The following is a 20,793-nucleotide window of genomic DNA, read 5'->3' as shown; positions in this document are numbered from 1 at the left end:
TCGCTCTCCTCCGTTCCCTCTTCCCACTCAGATGAGCCAGCACAGGCACGGGAGCCGTTATGAGGAAGCCGGAGGTAAGCAGCAAAATCGTGCATTTCCTTGACCTCCAGTACGTTCTATGTTTGTTCTTTTTGCGACAATCGTGCAGGAGAGGCAAACCGGACCGTGATTAGTACAGGAACAAGGCGAAAGCTCACCGAGCGCAGCGAGACTGAGCAAGAGGTGAAGGGTATGCAGCGGATGCTCGCGAAAGCCGAGCAGAAAATCAGGAATCTGCAAAACAAGATAGCTGACCAGCAGCGAGAAATTCGCGATCGGCGGGCGCAGGCCAAGCGCGAGGAGAACGTCATTGCTGAGCGGAACGAGCTAAAAGCTGAAATTGCTGATCTTCGGAACGAGAATAAGGAACTGACCCGCGCCAACCGAGAGCACGTCGAGAGAAACGAAGCTCTACAGGCTGAGAAAGAGAGGCTGAAGGCGGAAGTGAGGGCCCGGAAGTCGAATAGCCTAAGCGCAGGTGCGAACCTTGGGGGAATCCTGCAATCGTCGGTGACTTGACGTCTCCTTCAGCAGCAGGCCTCCTGATCCCCGGAATTTCCCTTGTTCGCTGTCAGAGCGCCGATACGCTACAGCCTCGGACGTGAAAAGTGGCTTTGCACTTTGGGGACCCATCCGATGCTTTCTCCTTGAATGAGAGCATCGTTGAGAGCGGAAAACCGGATCCACTTTTCCGCACGATGCTCTAAGCTCTCCCGTATGCTGCGAGGGAGAGCTTAGACGTGGACGGCGGCGCCACTGATCATCGAAGCCTCTGGTTTCTTAACACCCACGTCACCATCCGCATCTCGGCACGTGAAGGTTCGGACGGCATCTCCGTGCTTGAGCATCGGGCTTCACAGGGAGACTCTCCGCCTCTGCACATCCACCATGATGAGGACGAGGTCTTCCACGTGCTCGAAGGCGACGTGCGCTATCGCGTGGGCGATCAGGAGCGCCGGGCCGGAGCGGGTGAGATCCTACTTGCGCCCAAGGGCATTCCCCACACCTACAGGGTCGAGTCGGCTGAGGCCCGCATGCTCACGATCACACGAGGCGAGTTCGAGAACTTCATCCGTGCGTTTGGACGCCCAGCCGAGAGAGAGGGACTGCCCGACCCATCTGGCCCTCCCACGCCCGAGCAGGCTGAGGCCCTTGCCCGCGCCTGCCGGCAATTTGGGATAGAACTCGTCGGCCCGCCCCTGTCGTAGAAAATGCGATCTGCCCCAGATCCCTGTCGACTGAAGCCATGATTGGGGAGGCTGTCTCCAGGTATGTCCAGCGCCCCCTACCTTTGGTAAATGGGTCAAGGCCATGCATGTGACAGCAGACCTCACGCCGGATGCTGTCTCAGTTCCGGTGAGCTTACCTGGGGCTGCCGGATGAAGCACGCCCTGCTTCATCATGCAGCCACATCCAGGGAGATGCCGCGGGCCTCTGCAAATTCAATGAGAGCAGATTCGCCGACGATACGACGACGCTGGTCGATGACCCAGCCGTCGCCGTCCTGCACGACGATATAGCCGCGCGCCTGAAGACGGGAGACAAGAGTCTGAATGCCATTCGTCTCCGTCTTCGTGACACCACGCTCCGCGATGAAACGCTCGATGGCAGCCTGAGCTGCCTGGGCGAGATCGACGGCATCCGCTCGGTTCGTCGCCTTGGCTTTGGCCTTGGCCTGAGCCATGACGCGCGCCGGGTCCCGGCGCACGGATTTCCAACCGCCCCGGCCAGACACTTGGGCGGGGGCTGGGTCTGCGCCTGACTCCGGACGAGCCGCCATGGATGTCTCCACCACGACGATCTTCGGTGTCGGAGGCGATGCAGGTGACTTCATCTGCCGAGGCGCTGCAGCCTGAGACACACCCTGCGCCGCAGGCACGACAGGCTTCTTGATGGCAGGTTTGGCGGCCGCGCGCTTTGGCTTCTCCAGGGGGGATTCGCCTTCGCGGATCGGGAGCGCGACATCATCGGTCCTACGTTCGGATGACGCGGCGGCTTCGGCCATTATCGCCTCCGCCTTCACCCGCTCCGCTTTTGCAATGCCCTCGGCTTGAGCATCGTCGATCCGCTTGCCGAGATCAGCAAGGTGCTGGTCGATCCGGCGCTTCTCGGCGATGGCGTCCATGGCAGCCCGCACCATGCCGGCCTCCGCCTCCGCGACTGAGTTCTTCAAGCGCTCGGCCAGCGTGGCCTCAAGACGCTTGAGCGCGCGCTCGAGCGCTGCACGGGGGTCGATCGGCGCAGGAGCCGTCGGAGCGGGAACTACCGTGAGCGCAGCAGCCGTCGCCCGTGCTGGGACCGCTGCCGGTATGGCAGAAATCCTCTTCTGCGGTGCAGGTTTCGTATCCTGGACAGGCTCCTGTTTCAGGGGCTTCGCGGCTTTGGGCCTGATCATTTCGGAGGCCGTGTTTTTTGCGAGCTTTGAGAGATCCCTGACGCCGATCAACCCGAGGTCCTGCATCTTCCAGCGAATCTGGGTGACGGTTCTCCCGAGTTTTTCCGCGATGCGTTTGTCCGTCATGGGCGGATCGGCTGATACCAGCTCGCGCAGATGAGCTACGCTCGCCTCGTCCCAGGGCTGATGGGGTTGCACAAGAGTGCCGATCAGACGGGCCCTAGCATAGGTCGCAGGCACCGGCCTTCCGAGTTTCGCGGCTGTCACGGGGACCGGCACTTTCGCAGCCCTGTCACGGCGCAGGATATCGAGTTCTTCTTCAGTCCATACCCTGTTCACGGCAGGGTTCTCCTTCTCTCAGCGAGGCTGTGATCCGGCGATCCTGCATCACGACCGAATGGGGATCTGCAATGAAAGGAGGTCGCCGGGTAGAGCCGGCGACGATGAACGTTCAAGCCGACTGTGAGGGGAAGAGCACCAAGAACATGGTGCCGATTGGTGCGGAGCGTGTCTCTTGGGGCGAGGGTCCGGATCCGAAACTGGATCGCTGCTCCTGTTCATGTTCCAGCAGACTGGGCCTGCTGGCAAAGCATTTGCTTTGCCACGCCGACCAATGCGTTTTGATGAAATTTGGCTGCCGGTGCATGGAAAAATATTCGAATGGAAACGAGCCCGGTATGTAGTCAGCTTTTTTCCGAAACTCAATAAAACTTCCGCAATCCAGCCGAGACGATCAGCTCGACCCGAGTCATCATCTTCGTCTTCGTCAGTGCGGAGACAGGCTTGGAGCGATCTGCGTTGATGGGCATGGTCACGTGCGGTTCGGTTCATCCTCCCGCTGCTCCACGGCTACCTCGATCAGCCGCCAGGCATCCTCCTCGCCGATCAGTGCCCTTGCCCGCTCGCCGGAGACATGCGGCCGGTCGGACGGCTCGATGAGCGCCCGCATGTAGCGGCCGGTCTCGCGCACCTGAATGTTCACATCACCGTGTTCGGCCCTCAGCTTGTCCGTCACCCGATTCACGAGCGGATCGATCTTACCGCTGTCCATCCTGCGCGGCGCGCCATCGATGAGCTCGACAACCGAGGTCCGCACAGACCTCAGACCATCCATCAGGATCGAGAATGAGATGAAGCCAGCCGCTACGGCATCCGCCCACCAGAGACCAAAGCTGACACCGAGGATGCCGAGGATGCCGGCCAGCCCAGTTTGCCAGTCGGCGGCATTCATCAGGGCATCGGTGTGCAGCACCTTGTCGGCGATCTTGGCCGCGACGGGTTTTTTCAGCCGTCCTAGGATGACCGGCGGGATCACCGAGTAGACCAGCACGGCGATCATGGCCCAGCCCAGCCAGATCTCTTGACCGAACAGCTGGAACGAGCCGATGGTCGGGTGATCCTGCTTGATCAGGGTCGAGGCAGCCTCGTAGAGCAGCAGCGCGCCCATCGTGGTCAGCGCTCCCGCTGCGATCAGAAAGGCCAGTGAGTTCACCCGATAGAAACCGAAGGGGAACTTCTCCGTGGCTGGCTTCCTCTCCAGCTTGAGCGCGATCAGGAACACGACAGGCGGCAGAAGGCTGAGCATATCCTCGACCCAGGCTGTCTGCATGGCCTGGCTGCCGCCCATCACGGCAGCCATGACGAGGATGATCGTACTCAGGAGCACGATGCTGAGCCACGCCAGGCGCTCAGCCCGCCTCATCGCCTTTTCAACATCGACCGGCAGCTTGGGACGCGTCTCGCTCACGACCCCGCTCCTCCCGCTTTCGCGGCCTCAATGGCTTGGTTCACCCGCAGGAGGAAGGCGTTTTCGCCCGGGCGGACGGCAATGACACGGTCCTCCTCCTCACGGGCGCCGTGCAACGGCCCGACCGGCTTGGACAGCCCAAGTTCCTTCTCGAAGGGTGTCGTCTCCGGCACGCCGCCGATCACCAAGTGGAGGTGTCCGCGCTTCAGGTCCTCGAACAGAGCATGGGCGTCACCTTCCACATAGACCAGTTTCGCTTCAAGGCTGGCGGCCAGTCGCTCGACAATGGGACGGTCCTTCTCGGCGTTCTCACCGAACTTGAGAACCCCCACGCGCAGTTCCTGCCCTCTCACCGCTTCCAGAGTCTCCTCTGGGTCGCGCGGAAGATCGCATCCGGCAAGCGTGGATCCAACAAGGAACGCTATCAGCACACAAGGTCTCATGATCCCGGGTCACGTCTCCGAAGTTGGTTCATCAATGATTGAACGAAAGGGCCAAGGTTTGGTTCACCCAGACGCGAACCCTCCGATGTGAGGCAGCATCGGACCGAGGGAGGATCGTGTCCCAGCCGCTTCCGGGCTGTGCCGTTGAAAGCCTGGATTACGTGGTTACCCGCAAAAGGCCGCCCTGTGCTTCCAGCACCCTCCACACCCAGCTGCTTCCCGGGTGTGGTATAGTTCAACAGTGCAACCCACCGAATCCTTGAGACGATCCTGGATGTAGGAGGAGGTCATGGCCCACCGCGAACAGTATGGTAACCGGGAAGCGAAGAAGCCGAAGAAAGAGAAGCCCAAAGGAAGTGTGACGGCCAAGTCCACAAAATGGGTCGTGAGCGAAATCGTCGAGGCGCGAACGGACACCAAGCACTAGAGCCTCGGACGTGAAAAGTGGAATCCACTTTTGGGATCGATGCGATGCTCATTCTCTGGAGGAGCGCATCGTTCGAGCTCAAAAACCGGATCCATTGTTCCGCACGATGTGGCAGCGTCAGCCGCTCAGCGGATAACCTCCGGCTTGGTCCACGTCAGAAATACGCGGCGACCCTTAGCCTGGAGGCTTCCACTTGGGATACGTGAAGCGCTTCTCGAACGCGTGGTGATGGCCGACGAGAAGCGAAGCTTCGGCTGGAAGCTCGCTGTCCGTGATCCGCTCGAAACCCGTCAATGCGCTCAGAAGGACCGAATTCGGGAGGCTGGCGAAGAGCGTGGGCGGGCCCGGGCCGGAGGCAGTCACCAGCATCATCTGACCTGGGCAACCCAGCTTCACGAATAAGTTTTCGAACTGATCCTGGACCTCGTTCCATTCGGCCGGGTCGATGATCCTGCGGGCCCAGATCATTGAGCATCTCCCGACCCAACTGTTTCGCCTGAATAGAACTGAACTGGGGAGGGGCCACTAGAGACGGACCCCTCCCGTATCCCAACTCAGGTGCGTGGTCCTCCGGTCTGGCTGTGCTGACCGCCAGGCTGCGAAATGCCCGCCATTGCGGCTCCAATCTTAGAAGCCTTATCACTCACCGCCAGATCTCCGAGCGAGACGATACCAACCAGACGCTTGTCGCGATTGAGCACAGGCAAACGCCGGACCTTGATGTCGGCCATGTTGCGCTCCACCGCGTCGGTCTCATCGTCGTCGAAGCAATACAGCACCTCGTCCGTCATTATCTCCCGGACAGGTGTGTCTGGTCCCCTACCTTGGGCAACAGCCCGAACCGTGATGTCCCGGTCGGTGATCATGCCAACCAAGCGGTCGCCCTCGCGCACAGGCATGATGCCGGCGTCCAGTTCAGACATTAGCTTTGCCGCATCCTGAATCGTCTGGGTGGGTTCGATCAGGCGCACATCCCGTGTCATAACTTCACTGACTCTCATGAGCTCCTCCTCACAGGCGCCCCCGTCAGTTTCATGTTCATCGTCCCTCGCCTCTCACTGGGCGAGATCTCTCATGACGCGTTCGGACCGGTCCTATGGCCCTCGTGGGTTTGCATCGTCTCCGCAATGTACCGCACGAGAGTGGCGCTGCGGCAACGCTCCGGCAAGAGCTGGCCATCGTCAGGGATCTCGTCAGCCACGGGCCGGGCATGTCCACGTCGGTGAGCAGCACAGGCACCTCTTTGGAATGCATCTCCAGCACCACCAAGGCTACGTCAGCGCTCGCCGCCTCCAGAACGCGAAAGCCCACGTCCTCCAGTTTATCGACCACAACCATGCGCCCCAGCGGCTCGTCCGCAAGCACGAGCACGACAGGAGGATCTCTGGATCCGCCCGGCGTCATAACGTTCGAACGGGATTTAACTTATGTTAGTTCCCAGTGCTCAGGTTCATTGTTGTTGCCAGGCTTGCTCATTCAGGCTGCATCCTGTCCGTGCTGGTCTTCCCAGCGCTCCATCTCCTGCAGGATCGCAGACCAAGCAACGCGAACCTCGCCACAGGCGGTCGAGCGGGCACCATACTTAACTGTATTCGTTGCCAGTTCCTGGAACGCCACGGCAAGCGAAAGAGCGATGCGCGGCGGCAAACGAACCTGATGCCCTTTCCGATGCAAGCGGTCATCGACCCTGCTCGAATAGAGTTCACCGCCTGCGCAGCAATTTCGTATAAGTTGCTATCTTCCCAGTTCTCGCGTCAGGACGTCATGCCTGCGGGACAACGCTTAAAGACGGCTCTCCAGCGCCTCCTTGGCTTCCTTGAGGGCGCATTGCGCAGCGTCTCCGCCGCAATCGACTGCACAGTGGCCAATGTGTTCTTCACCCGATGATCGAATTCCTTAATCAGAAGCCGCTGTGCTCCTGCACCTTCTCGGCCCTGATGTCCCGGACCTCTACGATCATGCCGATGAGCCGATGCAGGTCTCGAGATGCGGTCAGGGTCAGATTGGGAAGTAGAGCGGACTGAATAAAGGTCTGCTCACGCCGCCCATCCGGAAATCCGGATAAGGTCAGCTCGGTGTCTTAAGGGGGGATATTCCGAACACGGCGGAAGCGGATATTTTCCGGAAGAGCAGACTCACGACTTTCTGCATATGCGTGTTGAGCGCTGATCGGACGTTGCGGCATCAGCCGGATAGCAACTGTGAGCCAGCCGCCGCCACCGCCGCTCGCGACCGTGCTCCGAATGCCCGAAACAGCGCAGCCATATGAACTTTGACTGTTCCCTCGCCAAGGCTCAGGCTCTTCGCGATCTCCTTGTTCGATTTGCCTTGCATCAGAAGCTCGAGAACTTCTCTCTGCCGGGGGGTCAGGTTTTCGATCGGCAGTCTCTTCTCAGTCACAGCTTTCAGCATCTGCACCCCGTCTGAGGCAGGTGCAATCGACGCAACTGACGGCGGAACATAGATGAGGCCGTCCATGATCAACCGCAGGGCCGACACCAGCTGAGCCGGACTGATCGTCTTCGGCAAGTAGCCGTGAACACCCGCATTCAGAGCTGCAAGGATATCCTGCTTCTGTTGGGACATTGACAGGACTGCCAACCGGAGGTTGGGAAAGCAGTCACGCACAGCAGTTAGGCAAGCAGCACTCTTGATGCCGGGGATAGAATAATCAAACAAGGCCAGCGATTTACTAGGCTTTTGGGAGAGCTGCTCCAAGGCCTCGTCAAGGGAAGCTGCCTGGACGATGCTGGAAAACCCGAGCTGGTCTGCCAAGATAGTCTGAAGCGCCAGCCGGAAGTACTCGTCATCATCAGCTATCAATGCAATATGGCCAGCTTTATCCATAACAAACACCCTTTCGGAGTACTTCCAAAGGCTTAGCCGGAAAATGCGACTGATAGGGCGCCGGTTCCTTATACCAAATGGCCTAGGACAGCGCGGGCAGCCGATTAGGCTGTCTTGCCAAGTAGGCATTAGCGCGTTGTCGGCGCACCAAAGATGAAGCGCAGCGATGACACATCAGATGACGAGTACCTAATCGGAATATACTATTTGCATATCCGAGACGAGCTTGGCCTGATCGAATATCAGAATGGCATTGAACTTCCAGACAGCGTTTCATTACTAATGGAAGTCATTCAAAGTGTAGACGAATTCACGAGGGAGGCGGCCATTTGGCCAGATGCACTTCGAGGTGACAGATGCTGCAGGCCATACGGTTTTGATGACGCCTGTTCAGTAAAGTTCGGACATTTGGGAGTTGCTGGCGAGTTTGTCGGTTGCCGCGGGGAGCATTCACTAGAGCATCGTGCGGAAAAGTGGATCCGGTTTTCCGCCCGGACGATGCTCTTGTTTAAGGAGAAAGCATCGGGTTGGTCCCAAAAGTGCAAATCCACTTTTGGGTCCGATGCTGTAGTCAAGATTTGACCTTGCTCCGCGACGTGATGAACTTAGGCACATCTTGGGCAGGCATCGGGCGACCGAAGTGATATCCCTGCACAAGATCGCAGCCCAGTTCCCGGAGAAGCGCCTCTTGCGCGGCCGTTTCCACACCTTCAGCGACGACCTTGATCCCGAGGCTCTGGCCCAGGCCTAGAACCGCCCTGACAATCGCAGCATCCCCCGCGTCCATTTCCAATTTGCTCACAAACGAACGGTCGATCTTGATCACATCCACCGGAAACCGCTTCAGGTGGGCCAGCGACGCATAGCCAGTTCCAAAATCATCAAGCGCAATCGTGACGCCAGCCGCGCTCAAAGTGCGAAGCGCCTGCTCTACCATGTCAGAATCAGAATCCAGGAAGACACTTTCCGTTACCTCAATTTCAAGACAACTCGCCGGCACGCCAGTCCAGCCCAACTCCTCAAGGACACGCTCGGCATAGTCCCCGCGACGGAGTTCGACGGCCGCAGCATTAATGGCAATCCGGCCGAGATCGAGCCCAGCATTGAGCCAGCTGCGCATATCCTGAAAAACCCGAAAGCGCATGCGCTCGCCGATGGCGATCCCGAGGTCGGCGTCGTCAAGGGCAGGAGCAAGCGCGGCGGGAGATTGAATTCCCCTGCTGGGATGACGCCACCGCAAGAGAGCCTCGAAGCCGCCCAGTGTGCCTGAGCCTGGCCTTATCTTGGACTGATAGAAGGGCTCAATCCAGCCGAAGGTCACCGCCTTACTGGCAATCTCCAGGGCCGAGGCGATCTTCTGCGCCTCCTCACGCATAGCTGGGTTGAACATCGTGAACGTGCCACGTCCGGTGCCTTTACAGTGGTACAGAGCAAGGTCGGCCTGCTTCAGAAGCTGCTCCGGAGTCATGTGAGTTCCGATAGCGACAGTCCCTCCGATGCTAATGCGGCAGTCGAGCGTACTGCCGTTACGCCTGAGAGGCTCCTGCATCTGGGCCAGAACGGCCTTTGCCATCGCAGCAACTTGGGCCTCGTCAGCCACATCCGGAAGAATGACGGCGAACTCGTCACCACTGAGACGGGCAACCGTGTCAATGGCGCCAACGACCCGCTGCAATCGCGAGCCGAGCACTTTCAAGAGGGCATCCCCGGCGTCATGGCCATATCTGTCATTGGTCCGCTTGAGGTGATCAACGTCGATGAGCATCAGCCCGACCGATCTTTGTCGGTTCACGGCCTCGCCGACTGCCTGCTGGAGACGCTCGTGGAAAAGCCTGCGGTTGGGTAAGCCCGTCAGATCGTCGTGGTAGGCAGCGTGGCGGAGATGCTCCTCAGCAACCTTCCTGTCGTGAATGTCCTCGAGCGTCCCGTACCAACGGATGATGAGACCCTCGTCATTCCGGCGAGCCGCTGCGCGAGCGCGGCACCAGCGATAGCTCCCATCTGCCAAGCGCACGCGATATTCCGTATCGAACGCTTCGCCACTCAACACGGAGTGCTGCCACCGCTCCTGTGTCCGCGCCAAGTCATCGGGGTGTAGCACCTTCATCCACCCGGAACCTAGTGCCTCGTCAACGGACATCCCTGTAAGCTTGTGCCACCGGAGGGAGGCATCGAGGATGTTGCCCTGCGGATTGGCCGTCCAGGGAATTTGCGGATTCAGTTCGACCGAGTAGCGATGATGCTCTTCGCTCTCACGCAGCGCAGCCTCACTCTGCTGCCGCTCGATGGCCAGAGCCGCCAGGTGCAGCACGGCGTCAATACGAGCCATCTCTCCCTTGCTGGGGACGCGCGGCTGATCGTGATAAAAGGCGAAGGTGCCCAGCACCTCGCCGGAGCGCGTGAGAACCGGTTTGGACCAGCAGGCTTGCAGCCCATGTGACAACCCAAGGTCCCGCCAGTCCGCCCAGAGCGGGTCGGAGGCGATCTCCGTGACGATCACATCCCGGCGCTCGGCAGCAGCAGTTCCGCAGGAGCCCACCCCGGATCGGACGATTAAACCATTGATAGCGGTGTTATAGGCGGCCGGAAGGCTCGGTGCTGCCCCGAGACAGAGCACCTGCCGCTCCCGGTCCAGCAGTAGAATGGAACACCGGGTGCCGGGGATCTGCTCCTCGGCCAAATGGCAGAGCGCCTCCAAAATGTCTTGGAGGGGACGACCAGCGGCAATCATCTCCAGGACGCGGGCATGCCCCCGATGGATCAACTCAGCCCGTTTCCGGTCTTGGACATCCTCGATGGTGCCGTACCACCGCACTATGAAGCCGGATTCGTTGCGCTGGGCTCCCGCCCGGACACGGAACCAGCGATAGCTGCCGTCGACGACTCTGATCCGGTACTCGCACTCGTAAGGCTCTCCCGTGGCCAGTGTCGCCCGCCTGGTCTCCACGACCCGCGTTACATCATCCGGGTGAACGAGCCTCATCCAGCCACACCCGAGTAATTCCTCCTTGGCCATATCGACCAAATCGGCCCAACCCGGGCCGACATAGAGGATCTTCCCTTCAGGGTCCGAGATCCATGGGACCTGCCGACTTAGCTCCACAGCATGGCGATAGACCGTCTCATCTCTTGGCCATTCCGGATTAAGCGCATCCACCCGGTTGTCGCGAGAAGCGTTACCTGCTTGTCCAGGAACTCCGGTATCACTCAATTCCATGCTGTCTTCGCAGTTCTGAGGCTCACGGCAGGTGGAGATCTTTTTTGAACCACGGCTTCCGGGCTGTCGACTAGGCTGTTTGGTCTATTCTTACCCCTTCAATAGAACCGCGCGTTTCGGACACCAAACACGTACGCTGCTCATACCGGAAGAACACCAGGCTCTGCTGCCCACTTCCAACAGTCTCTCCGTTTGTCGCTGAAGCGGCGTTGAGGGAGCAGCCTGACAATGCTTCCCCCTCCCTCAAGCCTCTAACGACCGCGCATTGACCAGGATCAATCGAGTTCCCTGCAGGCGGTGCTAGAGGGTCGACATCATTAATGTATGCGAAGGCGAAGTTTCTGCACTGCAGTAAGCTTAGCTGCTGGCTTGGGGACGCTGCTTCAGGCCAATGCTCCGAGTTGTTGCCACTGAAGCCATGGGTTGAGGACCTGCGATGATCGAAGATGAAGTAGAGGCGGTTGCCAGAGCCATTGCCCGGGCGCGACGCTCCACCTCTCCAGAGAACCCGGAACAAGACCTCGGGGTAGTATCAGAGCAGCACCGGGAACTGGCCCGGCTGACCATCGCAACTCTTGAGCTTCATCGGGCCTCAAAGGGCAAGAGTGCGGACAGGTTGGGCTTGGAGGAGCTAGAGCAGACACCCGCAGACTGCCCCGACACGGATTGACGACAGGACTTGCGAGATTTTGCGCCGCACCAAGCAGAATTTTTCATTCAAAGGATCCATTCACAATCCGAAAGGACTACCTATTTTCGAGTATAGTCTGCTTACTCTGGATAAAGTCGGATGCAGTTTACGTGTCTTGAGGTTGGATATGGCCGAGGATGAAATCGAGGCTGTAGCCAAAGCCTTCTACTATGTCCTCGAAGGTGCACAGGACTGGGAGCGTGAGGCTGAGGTGCTCAAGAAGCGATTTCGGCGCGAGGCTCGCGCCGCCGTCGAGGCGCTCAACGAGTACAGGAACATCACCACCTCCCATGACATTCCCCCTCTCGTCGTAGCGCGAGGACTTGGCAACGCACGCGAGCTTCTCATGCACTCGCAGGAGGTCAGCGTTCTGGCTGTCCCCGGCTGCCGGGCTTTCCGGACTATTCTACGAGGCCCCGAACATACTTTTGATGGCGCCAACAATCCCTATTTCGGACTTGTCGGCCACCGAGACCTTGTCGGCCTACCCGTCCGGGAGGCGCTCCCGGAGCTGCGTGGACAGGGCTATTACGAACTGCTGGACCATGTGTATCAAACCAGGGAAACGTTCGTTGGCCGCATGATGCGAGTCATGGTTCAGCCCAAGCCAAGTGCTCCGCTCGAGGAGCACATCATCGACTTTGTCTACCGCCCGATCGAGGATGAAGCGGGACAGGTCAAGGGCCTCTTTGTGGAGGGCTATGATCGAACCGAGTGGGCGCGGGCCTAATGCGAGACCGCCGGCGAGCTAGCGCATCGTGCGGAACCGCAGGTCCGCGTCAGCGAAAAGTGGCCCTTGTTTTCCGCTCCAAATGACGCGCTCATCATGGAAGGGAGCATCGGATCAATCCCAAAAGTGCAGATCCACTTTTCACGTCCGATGCTCTAGCCGACGTTGAAGTAAAGATTTATCCAAAACAAGGAGCGCCCATTTAGGGCGCTCTGGGGAAGGTCGCCGCAGCGACTGGTTCGGGGACCGACCGTGCCAGGATAAGCACGCGAAGTGTCTGCTCAATCAGTCAGGCGGATGGTGTTGTCTTCGCACACATTGAACTCATCCATCTCGACCGAAGCCTCGTCCGGGAAGGTCGCTGCGATGGCCACTTGGCAGCCGGTCATCTTCGGTAGCTTGAGAGTGGTCTTTGCCCGAGGAGCCAAGGGTTTCTTAATCCTCACGGTTTGCCCATTGGCCCCGATAGCAATGTCGGTCGCAGGCACCTCGCGGGCGTTTGTGATGACCAAGGCCGAGGCAGGTTTGGGTTTGGATGGCGCTGCAATGGCATGGCTTGCGACAAGCATGAGGCCAGTAGCGGTTACAATACGGAAAATCATGGTATTTCCTTCTCTGTACCGTTCGATGTGCGCTATGCATGCGAGGGTACCTTCAGGGCCCTCACTGGTAGACCGTCATTGTGAAATGACTGACGGTCTCGTTCAATCTGGCCCAACTACGCCGTCGTCAGTGACAGGGCCATCGAAGAAAGAGCGCCACACACCTGGCGCTCAAGGTGGGCCGCCTTTCACGGCCGGTTCCAGGAGAACAATGACCGTGCCAACTCGGCACAGAAGAAGGCTGCGCCTGAAAAGCTAACAAGTCGTAAACTGGAATGATTAAGTGCAGCCATGACGAGTGCTGCAAAATCAGCATCAAGCCAGGCGCAGAGCCACAGCATATGCTCGTAGCACTCAACCCTATAATCGCGCGGAGCGCATATTCCTTTGAGCGTGTTTGACGCTCCTTCTTCCTCGCTCGTCAGTCCACACCCACGCCTTCCGTGCGGCATTTGATGTAGATTATGATGGAGGCGATAGCGGGGGACTGTCAGTCGGCGATGCCTCCCGATTCTGCTGACCTAATACCTGTCGCAAATCTTCACTCAGGATGTTGAGGGGAAGCGCCTGATACTGAGACACGGTTATGCACCTGCCTTCGATGCTGGCCATTACAACAGCATCGGCAAAAGATTGGTGACCTTCGCTCGCAGGAGCACTCGTCGGGCTACGGCGCTCATCACTCGCGCTGCCCTCCTTCCTGAGCACGATGACGTACCAGACATTTCCGGTTTTAGCCGCTTCTCCCAGTGTCCGAGCTCGTTGCTTTGCTTCGTTCAAGGCATTCCGTCGCTCTTCAATAGACTCCCCTCTTGTGAACGAAAGATTGGGTGGAGTGTCTCCGCTTTCACCATAGGGGTGGACGAAGTTCAGCGTCATCCTCAATCCATCAACCTTGACCTCTTTGACAGGAAGTGCCGCAGCCTCTTTCTGTCCTTGAACGAACTCACGGACAGCCACATCGCACGACCGGAACTCATCCTGTTCCTGCACCACTTGTTTTGGTAACGTTCGTTCCTGAGCTGCCGTGTTTCGCTTCCGGGCTGGGGCGCACTCCGCCCCCTCGGAGGCAATCAGGGCAAATGCTACGCTCAAAATTAAAATCCTCACCATGGCCCCATCCTCCCGCGATAAGGGAAGAGAGTCACCAACCCAGCCGACGGCTAAGCTGCTTTGGCTCACGGATCCGCAGCCGAGCTAGCTATTGTTAAGAATAATGCTTTCAGCGGTTCTTCGTTGCCAAGGATACCAAAAGATAGAATAGCCGCATCGCATGGAGCTCTTGAGCATTTCCTGAAGCATAATTCGGCACTCGCTGGCGTGCGGGCTCTTCTGGACCGAGAGCGTCTCTTTAGTACTCCCACTCGAAGCCAACACCGACGGAGGTTCCACCCTCGGCGTCGACGGCGCCTTGCGCTTTGAGGCGCCGCGTCAGATCCACATCGACCGTGACGCCGCTTTCTTCAGGTCGCGCGCCTGCCCTGACACCCACGCGGACATTGTCGCTGATATAACGCGATACACCGACAGCAGGGCCACCGGAGGCATCGACAGTGATGTCGAGGCTGTCGACACCAAGCGAGCGGCGCAGGCTCTCGAAGGCTTCCGTCCCGGTTCCTCCGGAGAGCTGTGCCACCGTCTGCGCGAGCTGTAGCGCTTGGCCCGCCGAAAGGCCACCTGAGGGACGCTGGAACAGGATGCGCGAGAGCACTTCGTCCTGCGGCAGATCGGGGCTGGAACTGAAGGCGAATTCAGGTTGCGAGGCAGGTCCAGTCACTGCGATGCGGGCCGTCACGTCACCCGCCTGCGTCTCAGCCAGGAAGTCGAGCGACGGCGTGAGATCGCCTGTGAAATCCAGCCGCCCCCGTACGAGATCGATACGGCGACCGATAAGATCGAGACGCCCGCGACGAAGCTCGAACGCACCGATGGCAACAGGATCCCGGGACGTGCCCTGGAGGCGCAGATCGCCCCCAAGCTCGGCATTGATCCCACGCCCCCGCACAAAAATGCGGTTCTGTGCTGCAATGACGAGATCAAGATCGGCACTGAATGGACGCCCGCGCGAACTGACGGTCTGCCGCTTGCGCGCCAAGGCGAGCCGCGCCGCAGCCGCAGGGGGTGGCTGAATGTGCTTGGTGCCCGGCAACGGTCTAAAGGTCGTCGGCAGGCGGTCTGGCACGGAAACATTCATCGTGATGATATCGACCCGGCCGGCAACGCGCGGCCTGCTCGTGAGCGGCCCGGAAATCGCGAGATCCAAGTCGGCGCTCACGTCTGCGATCTCGTTCGAAACGAGTTGGGCACGGCTGCCTGTGATGCGGATGTCGGCAGGCCATCCGGCAACAGGATCAATGGTCACCTGTCCGCTGGTCGCGAGTGATCCGCCATTCGGGGTGCGGGCGCTCAGACGCTCGATGACGAGAGTCTGACCACGTGCAGCAAACCGTCCGTTGATGTCGTTCAGCTGGATTCCTTGCAGTGAATCGACGAAGCTGCCGCCGGCGAGCGCGATTGCGCCCTGAACCCGTGGTTCAGAGATCGGGCCGGCAATCGTCAGATCGAGCGCCACGCTTCCGGTCAGACGTTGACCGCTCGCTGAAAGGAACGAGTTCGCCACCGCGAGGTCGCTTCTCCCCGATACTTTCAGAGCAAGCTCATCCATCAGATCGAGAGGGACGCTGCCCGAGAGCTTCAGCGCTCCAAAACGTCCCGCAGCAATGTCCGCATCAATCGTCGCTCGCTGGTCGGCGATCCGACCCTGTGCCGTCACCGTGAGCGGCGGCAGACCGGCCTGGCGGGTTTCCGAAATTGCGAGCCCCACGATTCTCAAATCATAGGTTCCGCTTGGATTACTCGCCTCCCCTCGCACTGTGGCGCTTCCGTTCACGGTGCCTGCAAGGCCGAGATTGGGAGCGACGATTTCGGCGATCTGCAGGGGCAGGTTTCGGATATCGACCGACAGATCGAGCCGATCACCCATGCTACCGGACACGGCGACACGTCCCTGGTCGGATGTTATCACCAGACCATCGACGGTGGCCGTGCCGTTCTGCAGGGAAATGGTGGCGGGCTGCGCCAGGGCGAGGCGTCTGCCTCCACGCCGCGCCGTGAAGCTCGCGAGTTCGATGCGCGTTGCATCGCTTGGCACCACGCGCGCCTGGGCATTGAGATCGAAGCCCTGTCCCACCGCAGAGGCCGTGATATTCGATGCGTTTGGCGAGCCTTCCGCAGTGAGGCGCACCGTCGTGAAGGCCTGCCCGGCCACACTCAGCGCATCGGCTTGAATGGTGCCGTCAATCATGGGACGCGCGTAGAGATCGGAGACGGTAAGCCGCGCATTAAAGTCCTGCACCGTCACGGTAGCGACGGCCATGCGAGAGCCTCTTGCGGCAATCGAGATATCCTGGCGCCCGTTCAGGGCCTTGAACGTGATGTCAGCCTCGACTGATCCATCGAGCTTCGTGAGCAGCAGCGGACTGACATCGTCGAAATTGCGTCCGGAAAGAGAGATCCGCCCCTGCGCCAACCGATCAGAGGCAATCCGCAGATCCCCGTTCAGCGAGACGGAGCCAACATTCACATTGATCCGGTCCAGAAGCCAGTCGCCTTCAGCCGGTCGGACAAGATGCACGGTGCCGCTCGCAGGCTTTGAGCCCACCTGCCCCTCGAGATTGAGAGCGGCATCGAGGGCGCCCGTCACATCCTTCGCGTCCAGCGTGACTACGAGGCGCGGGATCGGCCGATTGAGCGCACGCACCTCGGCCAATGTCGCGGTCGCTCTCACATCCGGCTTTTCCAGAGAGCCCGACAGACGCGCCGCTACATCCACTCGACCCGCGCTGATGCGCGGGTCCACATGCCTGAGCTCGTCGATGGAAATATCAAGTCCAAGGTCGGCTGCGCTTTGCGTGGCGCGACCGTCCGCGCGCGCATCGAGATGCGCTCCATCGACACGGAAGTTTTCGAAGGCGAACCCACCCGGGATTCGGCGCACAATACCGTTCGCGGTCACCGAGCGGCCGAGAAGGCCATCGAGCGAAGGTGTCCCTGTCGAAAGCTCCCGCAGGTTGGCCTCGACCGTTGCCGCGATATCGGCCCGTCGCGGGTTGCCCGACAGTTTCGCTTGAAGTGATGCAGAGCCACGCAGTGTCCGGCCGGCAACGCCGGAAAAGGCAGCAAGCGTCGGGATCTTGGCGTCGAGGTTGCCGTCCAGGACCGTCGAACCGATCCGACCGGTAAAGCCGGCTTGGGCGGTGGATGTTTCGAGGCTTGCCGTGTCGACGCTGGCAATGCCATCCCGGTCGATTGTGCCATTGGCCATTAGCGACAAAGTTGGACCCAGTGCGCGGGCAAGCGCCCTGTCGGAAGGCTGGATGCCGTTGGCTCTTGCATCGACGGTGAAGGAGAAACGGTCAGGGATCGCCACATCGCTCACCGGAGTCATGGTGATACGGGCGCGGATAGCGTCCAGTGATCCCTGCGGCAGCCGCACTCCTGCGGCGTCGAGAGAGCCGTTGATGCGAGGAGCCGTCATGGTTCCCTGTACGGTGCCGTCAAAGTCGAGGCGGCGGATCTCCGCGTCGCCCGCACGGGTCATAAAACCATCGGTCGGCAAGGCGCGGGCCTGCACGCTCAGATCGAGAGCCTGATCTGCGCTGACGGTGCCCGCCACGTCGAAGCTGGCCACATTCGAGGTGATGCGAACGGGCTGGAACCGTAGGCTGCCGTCATCACCGATTGCCACGTTCCCCAGCAACTGGGTCGTCCCCGAGAAGACAGGCGCAACCGGCGCGGGCAAAAGCCCCTCGATCCGTGCAGCGAGATTGGCATCGATAGCGTAGCCCGCACCGCCTCGCCTCACGGTTGTCGTGCCTGCAGCACCAATGGTTGCGCCGGCGGAAAAATCGAGCCGCGCGATGAACCCACTCAAGGGACCTTCGCCCGCTAGCCTGAGATCGACCGGCGGAAGGTCAGGCAGGTTGAGCAGACGAGCGGCAATGCCGCCCGCCGGCTCCCGATGTGACAGGTCGAGCGCAAGGCGGTTCGTTTGTGGCACATAATTGAGATTGATTGAGAGGCGTCCGGGCGCATCGAGACGCTGCGCAGCGAAGTCGAGCTTGAGTCCTTCGGACGGATCGCCGAGATCGGCCGAGCCTTGCGCCGAGAGTCGCGCGGCCGTCCCGAGCACTGGCTCTCCGAGAGCAAGTTCCTGCAGGGTAAATCTCTCCACGATCACCTTTACAGGCAGTTCGGGGAGGATCGGCTCTTCGGAAACGGCGGCCTCCTCCTCTTCCGTCGACACGGGCTTGCGGGGAATCTGCAGGCGGTCGATCTGCAGCTCGTTGACCTCAAGACGACCGCGCAACAGCGCCGTGCGCGTCCAGACGAGACGCGCACGATCGAGCGACAGCCAGACGCCGTTACGGTCCGAGATTCGCACGTCCCTGATCACAGCATTCGACGACAACGCGCCTTCGATGCTGCCGATGCTGACGCGTGTGGTGGGCGTCGACAGCAAACGCGAGATCAGATTGGCCAGAACGCTCTGGTCGGTCTGGGCCTGGCTGGGCGAGCCAGTCCAGAGAACGCCGAGAGCCAGGATCACAGCGATGGCGAAGAGAGCGAGATGGCGGCGCAGCTTGATCATCAGAACGCCTGTCCGATTCCGACATAGATGGCGAAGGACCGGTCGTCCCCTCTCTCGCGGCGAAGAGGCGTCGCGACGTCGAGGCGGATCGGCCCGATCCCGGTGTAATAGCGCAGACCCAGTCCTGCCGAGACGCGGATGGTCTCGTCGAAATCCGGATAGCTCGACTCGAAGGCGGTTCCCGCATCGACGAAAGGCACGATGCCAATCGTATCGGTGACCTTGATGCGCGCCTCCAGAGAAGCCTCGAGCAGGCTGCGCCCGCCGATAGGCTCCCCTAAAAATGTCGGGCTCAAGGTGCGATAGCCGAACCCGCGCACCGAACCGCCACCGCCGGCGTAGAAGCGCCGGTTGGCCGGAATCTCCTCAAGGTCTGCTCCGACGATCGAGCCGAGACCAAGGCGGCCTGCGAGCACATAGCGGGACTCATCATCGATGGACCAATAGGCCGAGGCCGTCCCTCTGGCGATCGTCATGGAGACCGACGAGCCGAGGAAATCCGGGTAAGGCGTGACGGACGCCAGCAGCTTCATGCCGCGCGTGGGATCAAGCGTGTTGTCTGTGGAATCGTAGGTGACGGAAAGCGGAAAGCCGACGAGGGTGTAGTCCACCTGCCCGAGAACGTCCGAAGCCTGCCCCCTCTCGTACTCAATGCCGCCCTGGATTGAGAAGGTTTCGCTGAAGCGATGGCGAATACCCGCCGTTCCGTTGACGAGGCGGCTTGTGTAGCCCTCCGTGCGGTCGCGCTCGACCAAAGCCTCGGCCAGGAAGTCGTTGCGCGTCCCCCACAGCGCTGGCTTCAGGAAACTCGCGCGGAAGCGGCCTCCGAGATCATCCCAATCGAACTCCTCGTCGTCATTCAGACGGCCGCCGTTCTCCGTAAGATAGAAAAGACTGCCTTCAAATCTCAGCCGCTCGGCGCCTCCAAACAAATTCCGGTGCGCCCAATAGGCCCGGACCGCCGGGCCGTCGGTTGTCGAGTATTGCACCGAGGCACCGATGACACGAGGCTGGCGCTCCGTAATGTCGACGAAGAGAGGCAGGTTGCCATAGGTATCAAGCGTCTCTCCCTCTCGTATGCGAACGGACGACAGCGCCTCGATGTTCAGGATAGACTTGCGCATCGAGGCGAGTGCTGCGGGCGAATACGGATCGCCCGGTTCGGTGTAGATGAATGAGCGCACCACCGCAGGGTCCACATTCTCTGCGCCTCGGACGGTGATATTCCCGATACCCGCCTGAGGTCCCGGGTCGACCGTCAGGCTGATGTCCATGACTTGCGCTGGATGAACGACCACGGGGTTCTGCCCGGTCACCTTGGCGAAGGGCCGCGACTGGGCGCGGAAATGATCGACGATCCGCGCCTGGGCCGCCACGATGTCGGCCGCGCGCGCCGCATCGCCGGGCTCGATCTTGACGATGCGTGGCGGCAGTTCATTCGGGAGAAACGGGCGCCCGGTCCTTGCATCTAGGACGGTGATATTCCGGAGGACGAATTGAGATCCGGGATCGACTGCAACCTGGACAGGCACGAGCGCCCGCGACCGATAGACTGTTGCTGCACGGATAGCAGCCTCAGGACGCAGGGTCTGGAGTGTCAGGGGAACGCCTGCGACCGTGATAGCGATGCGAGCATTGTAGTAGCCCGCTCCCCATAGCGCATCGTTGAGGCGAGGCAGATCTGCTTCCGCCCGGCGCACCAGAGCATCCGCATCCGGAGGTGGATCGCTCTTCAGGCTTTGAAGCGTCGAAACATTCTTAAGGATCTCTACAATTTTCCTATCGCTGCTTGTGACTGCAAAATCGAGAGAATAAGGCAGCGTGTCCGCATTCGGAGGCGGCGGAGTCTCATCCCTCCGCCCAAAGAGGCCGAAGAAATCAAAGGCAACAGCCTGCGGGATCGATACCGCGCCGGACAACAGTCCAGCAAGGATTCCCAAATAGGTATATTTCCTGGTTCCCGACCATACCGATTGCGCCACGAGCACCCTAACTACAAACTATC

At 60.1% G+C, this 20,793-nt stretch carries 18 protein-coding genes; 5 read left to right on the top strand and 13 right to left on the bottom strand.

From position 1 onward, the window contains the following. Positions 1-165: 165 nt before the first annotated feature. Together DC522_RS16525 and DC522_RS16520 are read left to right on the top strand one after the other, a co-directional pair. Positions 166-558, top strand: a complete 393-nt coding sequence (locus DC522_RS16525; protein WP_116529770.1) for a hypothetical protein — start codon at positions 166-168, stop codon at positions 556-558. A gap of 221 nt (positions 559-779) precedes the next feature. After that, a complete protein-coding gene (locus DC522_RS16520; RefSeq protein WP_116529769.1) occupies positions 780-1,247 on the top strand; it encodes a cupin domain-containing protein in 468 nt (155 codons plus the stop codon). Positions 1,248-1,438: 191 nt separating this feature from the next. Here the strand turns inward: DC522_RS16520 and DC522_RS16515 are convergent, their stop codons facing one another. From DC522_RS16515 to DC522_RS16505, 3 genes are all read right to left on the bottom strand, one after another. Further along, entirely contained in the window at positions 1,439-2,773 is a 1,335-nt protein-coding gene (locus DC522_RS16515) for a hypothetical protein (protein ID WP_116529768.1), read from the bottom strand. Positions 2,774-3,245: 472 nt separating this feature from the next. Then, entirely contained in the window at positions 3,246-4,181 is a 936-nt protein-coding gene (locus DC522_RS16510) for a cation diffusion facilitator family transporter (RefSeq protein WP_205769656.1), read from the bottom strand. Then, positions 4,178-4,612 carry a hypothetical protein gene (locus tag DC522_RS16505; protein ID WP_116529767.1) on the bottom strand — a complete coding sequence of 145 codons (435 nt, stop codon included), beginning with the start codon at positions 4,610-4,612 and terminating at the stop codon, positions 4,178-4,180. The genes DC522_RS16510 and DC522_RS16505 overlap by 4 nt, the downstream gene beginning before the upstream one ends. A 301-nt stretch (positions 4,613-4,913) precedes the next feature. On the opposite strand from DC522_RS16505, the gene DC522_RS34860 reads away from it, so the two are divergent. Beyond that, positions 4,914-5,051 (top strand): hypothetical protein, encoded by a 138-nt coding sequence (locus DC522_RS34860; protein ID WP_165820188.1) that lies wholly within the window; start codon positions 4,914-4,916, stop codon positions 5,049-5,051. Positions 5,052-5,225: 174 nt separating this feature from the next. On the opposite strand, the gene DC522_RS16500 is transcribed toward DC522_RS34860, so the two are convergent. The 6 genes from DC522_RS16500 to DC522_RS16470 form a co-directional block, all read right to left on the bottom strand. Then, entirely contained in the window at positions 5,226-5,519 is a 294-nt protein-coding gene (locus DC522_RS16500; RefSeq protein WP_116529766.1) for a hypothetical protein, read from the bottom strand. Between the two features lie 86 nt (positions 5,520-5,605). Beyond that, a complete protein-coding gene (locus DC522_RS16495; RefSeq protein ID WP_116529765.1) occupies positions 5,606-6,052 on the bottom strand; it encodes a CBS domain-containing protein in 447 nt (148 codons plus the stop codon). A 475-nt stretch (positions 6,053-6,527) separates the two neighbouring features. Continuing rightward, on the bottom strand, positions 6,528-6,725 hold the full coding sequence (locus DC522_RS35975; RefSeq protein ID WP_165820187.1) for a sensor histidine kinase: 198 nt from the start codon (positions 6,723-6,725) through the stop codon (positions 6,528-6,530). 80 nt (positions 6,726-6,805) lie between these two features. Continuing rightward, positions 6,806-6,910 carry a hypothetical protein gene (locus DC522_RS35970; RefSeq protein ID WP_245444237.1) on the bottom strand — a complete coding sequence of 35 codons (105 nt, stop codon included), beginning with the start codon at positions 6,908-6,910 and terminating at the stop codon, positions 6,806-6,808. Positions 6,911-7,235: 325 nt separating this feature from the next. After that, positions 7,236-7,898 carry a response regulator transcription factor gene (locus DC522_RS16480; RefSeq protein ID WP_116529762.1) on the bottom strand — a complete coding sequence of 221 codons (663 nt, stop codon included), beginning with the start codon at positions 7,896-7,898 and terminating at the stop codon, positions 7,236-7,238. Between the two features lie 571 nt (positions 7,899-8,469). Continuing rightward, on the bottom strand, positions 8,470-11,115 hold the full coding sequence (locus DC522_RS16470) for an EAL domain-containing protein (protein WP_116529760.1): 2,646 nt from the start codon (positions 11,113-11,115) through the stop codon (positions 8,470-8,472). A 436-nt stretch (positions 11,116-11,551) separates the two neighbouring features. Here DC522_RS16470 and DC522_RS16465 point away from each other — a divergent pair, with 436 nt between their 5' ends. Together DC522_RS16465 and DC522_RS37090 are read left to right on the top strand one after the other, a co-directional pair. Next, positions 11,552-11,785, top strand: a complete 234-nt coding sequence (locus DC522_RS16465; protein WP_116529759.1) for a hypothetical protein — start codon at positions 11,552-11,554, stop codon at positions 11,783-11,785. A gap of 148 nt (positions 11,786-11,933) precedes the next feature. Then, a complete protein-coding gene (locus DC522_RS37090) occupies positions 11,934-12,536 on the top strand; it encodes a PAS domain-containing protein (RefSeq protein ID WP_116529758.1) in 603 nt (200 codons plus the stop codon). Positions 12,537-12,817: 281 nt separating this feature from the next. Here DC522_RS37090 and DC522_RS16455 read toward each other — a convergent pair whose 3' ends face one another. The 4 genes from DC522_RS16455 to DC522_RS16440 form a co-directional block, all read right to left on the bottom strand. Then, positions 12,818-13,138: a hypothetical protein gene (locus DC522_RS16455; protein ID WP_116529757.1), complete on the bottom strand. Its 321-nt coding sequence runs from the start codon at positions 13,136-13,138 to the stop codon at positions 12,818-12,820. A gap of 462 nt (positions 13,139-13,600) precedes the next feature. After that, a complete protein-coding gene (locus DC522_RS16450; protein ID WP_116529756.1) occupies positions 13,601-14,251 on the bottom strand; it encodes a hypothetical protein in 651 nt (216 codons plus the stop codon). Positions 14,252-14,489: 238 nt separating this feature from the next. Next, a complete protein-coding gene (locus tag DC522_RS16445; RefSeq protein ID WP_116529755.1) occupies positions 14,490-18,788 on the bottom strand; it encodes a translocation/assembly module TamB domain-containing protein in 4,299 nt (1,432 codons plus the stop codon). Continuing rightward, positions 18,788-20,728, bottom strand: coding sequence for an autotransporter assembly complex family protein (locus tag DC522_RS16440; RefSeq protein ID WP_116529754.1), 1,941 nt, complete (start codon positions 20,726-20,728; stop codon positions 18,788-18,790). Before DC522_RS16440 ends, DC522_RS16445 begins: the two co-directional genes overlap by 1 nt. Positions 20,729-20,793 lie beyond the last annotated feature (65 nt).

It is taken from the genome of Microvirga sp. KLBC 81 (assembly GCF_003075415.1).
Classification (GTDB): domain Bacteria; phylum Pseudomonadota; class Alphaproteobacteria; order Rhizobiales; family Beijerinckiaceae; genus Microvirga.
Note: the sequence above shows the minus strand (reverse complement) of the source record. Positions and strands in the feature narration are given on the sequence as shown.